The sequence below is a fragment of the Klenkia sp. PcliD-1-E genome (assembly GCF_024124375.1).
GTDB lineage: Bacteria > Actinomycetota > Actinomycetes > Mycobacteriales > Geodermatophilaceae > Klenkia.
In genome coordinates this window covers 1-5,500 of record NZ_JAMXRZ010000181.1, presented here as the reverse complement: position 1 = coordinate 5,500, position 5,500 = coordinate 1, and the positions used below count along the sequence as shown (strand labels likewise).

Sequence of the window (5,500 nt, the reverse complement as noted above, 5' to 3'; positions counted from 1 at the left end):
CACCGGGTTGCGCGGCCCGGGCACGGGCAGCCGGTCGCGTGGCCCCGCCACCGGTGGCGGTTCGCGCGGCCCCGCCACCGGCAGCCGCCGGGCCCCGGGCCGGACCATCCGCTGGGTGCCGATCGCCTTGGCCATCTGGATCGCCAGCTTCCTCGCCGTCCCCGCCGCCGTCCTCGTGCACCAGGCGGTCAGCGCCGGCCAGACCACCGTGCAGAGCACCGCCGACACCTCCGACGCGACCGCCCCCGCCGACGCGTCCACCGCCGAGGACCAGGCCGGCGACCGAGCAGCGGACCCGGTGGGGGACCGGGCCGGCACGGGCACCACGGGCTCCTCCCGGCAATCGGTCGACGGCCGTCCCGCCACGGCCGACGGCGCCGAGCAGGCCGCCGACGTCCAGACCCTCGACGTCGTGGACCCCGCCGACCCGGCGGCCGCCGTCGTCCCGGGCCGTCAGGCGCCGATCACCGGGGCCGGTGGCGCCGTGCTCCCGACGTCCGGCGCCGCGGCCACCACCGCCGGCGCAGTCGTGAGCCGGGCCCCGCAGGCCTCCTCCGCGACCCCCACCGCCGCGCCGACCAGCACCGACCAGGCCACCACGCCGCCGACCGAGGCCGCCGTCGTCGCCCCGCCGCCCGCCGAGGCCGCGCCCGACCCCGTCGTCGCCGAGGCCGGCGCCCCCTGACTCCCGCGGCCCGGACGGTGATCAGGTGACCTGATCACTGTGCGGCCACCCACACCGACGTCGGTGTGGACGGACGTACGGGGATCAGGTCCCCTGATCACTGCGGGGGGCGGGGCAGGGCGGGCCGGTCAGAGGCCGGCGAGCTCCCGCTCCAGCGCGCGGTCGACGTCCAGCCGGACGTCCTCGTTGTCCTCCGCCGTGCGCAGGACCCGGCCGAGCCAGAGGCCGAGCATGCAGGCGAGTGCCAACCACAGGAAGGAGAGCCAGAGCCACATCATCGGGACCTCGCGGGCTGCTGCAGGGCTGGTGCCGGGAACGTACAGGTGAACAGCGCATTCCACGACTGCAACGCGACGAAACGCCGGTGACCGGTCAACCCCGAGGGGTGACGACGGGCGGCAGCCCCTCAGGCCGACCGCCGCGGGGGCCGAGGACCAGGTCGTGAACCCTGGCCCTCCGGCGTTGCCCAGCGGTCCGCCGCTGGCCGCGACCCCTCGTCGGGTGGCCACCGGGGCGGCCGTGCTGTCCGCAGGCATCGTCGTCTCCGCCACCCAGCCCGCCCCGCTGTCCGACCTCGGCGTCGCGCTGTTCTCGGTGCTCGCCTTCCTCGGCGCCGCCGTCCTCGCCCGCGTGGCCGCACGGGACAGCAGCCACCCCGGCGTGTGGGGCTGGTACGCCGGCGCCCTGGTCGTGGCCGGCGCAGGCGCGGCGCTGGCCCTGCACACGCCCGGGTCGTCCGTGCCGATGACCGTCGGCGCGCTGCCCGGCATGCTGCTCACCGTCCCGCCGCTGCTGCGGCTCATCCCGCGCGGCAGCTGGGGCCGGCTGCGCGGCCAGCTCGTCACCTCGCTGCTGCTGTTCCTGGACGCCGGCCTGCTGTGCGGGCTCGCGACCTTCGAGCTGGTCAGCGGCCGCACCCTGGGCCTGGGCAGCCTCTTCGACGCCACGGTGGTCGCCCTCGGTGCCACCCTCGCGCTCCTCACGGCGATGGGTCTGCTCGTCGTGGCCAGCACGTCCGGGCCCCTGCGCCGGGTCGCCGTCCTCGCCTTCGCCGGGCAGCTCGCCGTCGCCGCCGCCCTCGTGCTGATGGCCTTCTCCGACGAGGAGCACGCCGCGACCGCACCGCTGGTGGCCACCGCGGTCGTCACCGTCGTCGGCCTCGCCCTGCTGGTCAGTGCGGCCCTCCTGGACCAGGACGTCACCGAGCCGGTGGTCAGCGACGAGCCGCTGTCCTTCCTCGCCGCCGTCCTGCCGCACCTGACCGTGCTCGCCGGCGGTTCCCTGCTGCTCAGCGGCGTGCTGGTCACCGGCACCCTCAGCACGGCCCAGACCGTGCTCGGCGGGGTCGGCCTGGTGCTGCTCGCGATCCACCAGGCCGTGGCCTGGCACGACGGCCGCCACCTCACCCGCTCCCTGCAGCACAGCGAGGCCTACTTCCGGGCCGTCGTGCGGTCCGCCGTCGACCCCGTCGTCATCCTCGACGGCGACCTCACCATCACCTGGGCCTCCCCCGGGCTCGGCGACATCGTCGGCCGCGCGGGTGAGCGGCTGGTCGGCCGCGACGTCCGCACCGCCGTGCACCCCGACGACCGGCCCGCGCTCACCGCCGCCCTGCTCGCACCGCAGGTCGGCGACAGCCGCGAGGGCCGCACCACCACCGCCCGGGTCCGGCACGACGACGGCCGCTGGCTGCTGCTGCAGGCCCGGGTCCGCGACCTGCGCGACGACCCGGACGTCGGCGCCATCGTGCTGCACTGCCGCGACCTCACCCGCGAGGCCGCGCCGCGCCCCGCCGTCGCCGACGCCCAGCCCCTGGGCGGCAGCGACCCCGAGACCGGGCTGCCCGACCGCAGCGCGCTGGTCGCCCGGCTGGCCGAGCTCGCCCGCGGCGGCGCCGAGGTCGGCCTGGTCAAGATCGGCATCGGCGGGCTGCCCGACACCCCGCAGGCCGACGTCGTCCGCGAGCTGGCGGGCCGGCTGTCCCGCGTGCTGCGCGGCGGTGACCGGCTGCTGCGCTCGGGCCCGCGGGAGTTCGCCGTCCTCGTCGACGGCACCATCAGCGACGCCGAGACCCTGGCCGAGCGGTTGGTGGCCGCGGTCCCCGCCGACGCCCCCGTGCTCGGCCTGCGGCTCACCGCGCACGCCGGCCTGACCTCCCTGGAGGGCAGCGACCGCGAGCCGGTCGCGGTGCTGCGCCGGGCCTCCCTGGCCCTGGACAGCGCCCGCGTCGCCGGCCCCGGCCGGGTCCGCCGGCACTCCGTCGCCCTGCTCATCGCGCAGAACCGCCGGGAGGCGCTGCGCACCGACCTGGCCGGCGCCCTCGACCGCGGCGAGCTGCGGCTGGTCTACCAACCGGTCACCGACCTCGCCCTGCAGCGGGTCACCTCCGTCGAGGCGCTGCTGCGCTGGCAGCACCCCACCTGGGGCGCGGTCTCCCCCGCGGAGTTCGTGCCGCTGGCCGAGGAGTCGGCGCTGGTCACCGAGCTCGGCCGCTGGGTCATGCGCACCGCCGCCGCGGCGATCGCGGACCTGGACGACGACCTGTGCGTGGCGGTCAACGTCGCCGCCCGGCACGTGCGCAGCGGCGAGCTGCTCGCCGACGTCACCGACGCCCTGGCGGCCAGCGGCCTCGCCCCCGAGCGGCTGGTGCTGGAGCTCACCGAGTCGGTGCTGCTGGACGAGGCGCACGTGACCGACGAGCTGGCCGCGCTGCGCCGGATGGGCGTGCGGATCGCCGTCGACGACTTCGGCACCGGCTGGTCCTCCCTGGCCTACCTCGTCGGGCTGCCCGTCGACGTGCTCAAGATGGACCGCGCCTTCCTCGCCTCGCTGGAGACCGACCCCCGCCACCAGGCGCTGTGCCGCTCGGTGCTGCACCTGGGCACGAGCCTGGGCCTGGACGTCGTCGTCGAGGGCGTGGAGACCCCCCGCGAGCTGCAGCTGCTGCGCGACATGGGCCACCGCTTCGTGCAGGGCTTCCTGCTCGCCCGGCCCACCGAGCTGCCCGACCTGGCCGGTACCGTCCACGCCGTGCCCACTGCCCTGCAGGGGGCCGACCGGTGAGCGGGCAGCTGCGTCGCAGCGGGCTGGCCGTCCTGCTGGGCACCGTCGCCCTCCTCGCCGCGCTGGCGGTCACCCCGGTGACCAGCGTGGGGTTCCAGGCCGACAACACCGTGCTCGGCCTGCTCACCGCCGTCAGCGCCGTCCGCGCGGCCCGGCTCGGCCGGGGCACGACCGGACGGCGGGGCACGTCGTGGCGACTGCTCGCCGGCTCGGGGGCCCTGTTCTCCGTCGCCGCGCTCGTCACCGGCAGCGGGCTGGCCGGCGCGTTCGGCGTGGCCGGCCTCGGCGACGTCCTGCTGCTGCCGGTCCTCGTCGTCCCGCCGCTGGTCTGCATCCGGCTGGCCGGCGAGGTGCGCCGCTCGCGCAGCCTGGCCCTGGTGGTCGACGGCGCCTCGGTGGTGCTGGCACTGGCCTTCGTGGTCGACGTGCTGGCGCTGTCGGCCCCCGACCAGCTCCGCACACCTCCCCCGGTCGCGCTGGCCTACGCCGGGTACGCGGTGCTCGCCGTCGGCCTGGCCGGCGCGGTGCTGACCGTGACCACCCGCGAGCTGCAGCGCCCGGCCACCGCGATGGTGGTCATGAACCTGATGGTCGCCCTGGCCGCCGCCATGCTCGCCGTCGGCCTGGACCGCCCCGGCCTGCTGTGGCAGGGCATCGGGGACGTCGCCTGCCTGGTCGCCCTGGAGGCCGGCGTGGCCGCGATCGCCACCGCGCCCCGCCGTCCGGCCTCCCCCGACGACGTCGCCGCCCGCAGCCCGCGGGTCAACGCCACCGGCCTGGCCATCACCCTGCTGGCCCTCGGCGGGGTGCCCGTCGCGCTGGTCGTGGCGCTGCTGCGCGACCAGGACCTCACCCCGTGGTCCACCGCCGCGCTGGCCGCCGTCGTCGCCCTGCTGCTGGTCCGCAGCACACTGCGCATCCGCACCAGCACCGACCTGGTCGCCGACCTGGTGCGCCACGAGGAGGACGTGCGTGCCCTGGTCGAGGGCAGCACCGACGGCGTGGTCATCGTCGACGACGACCTGCGGCTGCGCTTCGCCTCCCCCGCCGCACGCGCGCTGCTCGGGCTGCCCGAGCACGCCGACCCCGCCGGCCGCGAGCTGCTGGACCTGGTGCTGCCCGCCGACCGGGCCGCCCTCGTCGCCGGCGACGCCACCCTGCACCTGCAGGTCCCCGGCGAGGACGGCCTGCCCCTGGAGCTGGAGGTCACCCAGCACCAGCGCGCGGGCCAGGGCCGCCGGGTGCTGCACCTGCGCGACGCCACCGTCCGGCTGCGCCGGGAGCGCGAGCTCGAGCGGATGGCCTACACCGACCACCTCACCCGGCTGCCCAACCGCGCCCTGCTCTTCCGGGAGCTGGCCGCCCCCGCCGGCGAGCGCTGCCTGCTGGTGCTCGACCTCGACGGGTTCAAGGCGGTCAACGACGTGGCCGGCCACGAGGCCGGGGACCAGCTGCTGGTCGAGGTCGGCCGCCGGCTGCGCACCGTCGTCCGCGACCAGGACGTCGTCTGCCGGCTGGGCGGCGACGAGTTCGCCGTCGTCGTCGACGGCACGCTCACCGAGGCCGTCGAGGCCGCCCAGCGCGTGGTCGACGCGATGGCGCTGCCGCACCGCACCGGCGACCGCACCTTCGCCCTCGGTGCCAGCGTCGGGGTCGCCGAGCTGCACCCCGGCAGCGGCCAGCTCGCCTTCCGCGAGGCCGACACCGCGCTGCGGGCCGCCAAGCGCGCCGGCAAGGGCTGCGTCCGGGTCT

Annotated in this window: 4 protein-coding genes; 3 read left to right on the top strand and 1 reads right to left on the bottom strand. The window is 77.2% G+C overall.

What is annotated here, in order from left to right:
• Positions 1 to 115 precede the first annotated feature (115 nt).
• Positions 116 to 685 carry a hypothetical protein gene (locus NH342_RS21720; protein ID WP_253018239.1) on the top strand — a complete coding sequence of 190 codons (570 nt, stop codon included), beginning with the start codon at positions 116 to 118 and terminating at the stop codon, positions 683 to 685.
• A 128-nt stretch (positions 686 to 813) separates the two neighbouring features.
• Here the strand turns inward: NH342_RS21720 and NH342_RS21715 are convergent, their stop codons facing one another.
• Positions 814 to 960, bottom strand: coding sequence for a hypothetical protein (locus tag NH342_RS21715; RefSeq protein ID WP_253018238.1), 147 nt, complete (start codon positions 958 to 960; stop codon positions 814 to 816).
• A 166-nt stretch (positions 961 to 1,126) separates the two neighbouring features.
• On the opposite strand from NH342_RS21715, the gene NH342_RS21710 reads away from it, so the two are divergent.
• Both NH342_RS21710 and NH342_RS21705 read left to right on the top strand, forming a co-directional pair.
• Positions 1,127 to 3,748, top strand: a complete 2,622-nt coding sequence (locus NH342_RS21710; RefSeq protein ID WP_253018237.1) for an EAL domain-containing protein — start codon at positions 1,127 to 1,129, stop codon at positions 3,746 to 3,748.
• Positions 3,745 to 5,500, top strand: a 1,756-nt coding sequence (locus NH342_RS21705) for a diguanylate cyclase domain-containing protein (protein WP_253018236.1), incomplete at its 3' end; no start/stop codon positions are given. The genes NH342_RS21710 and NH342_RS21705, both read left to right, overlap by 4 nt.

Excerpts from the sequence above, each read along its gene's own strand:
- NH342_RS21715 (WP_253018238.1), bottom strand. The coding sequence starts at position 960 with ATGTGGCTCTGGCTCTCCTTCCTGTGGTTGGCACTCGCCTGCATGCTC.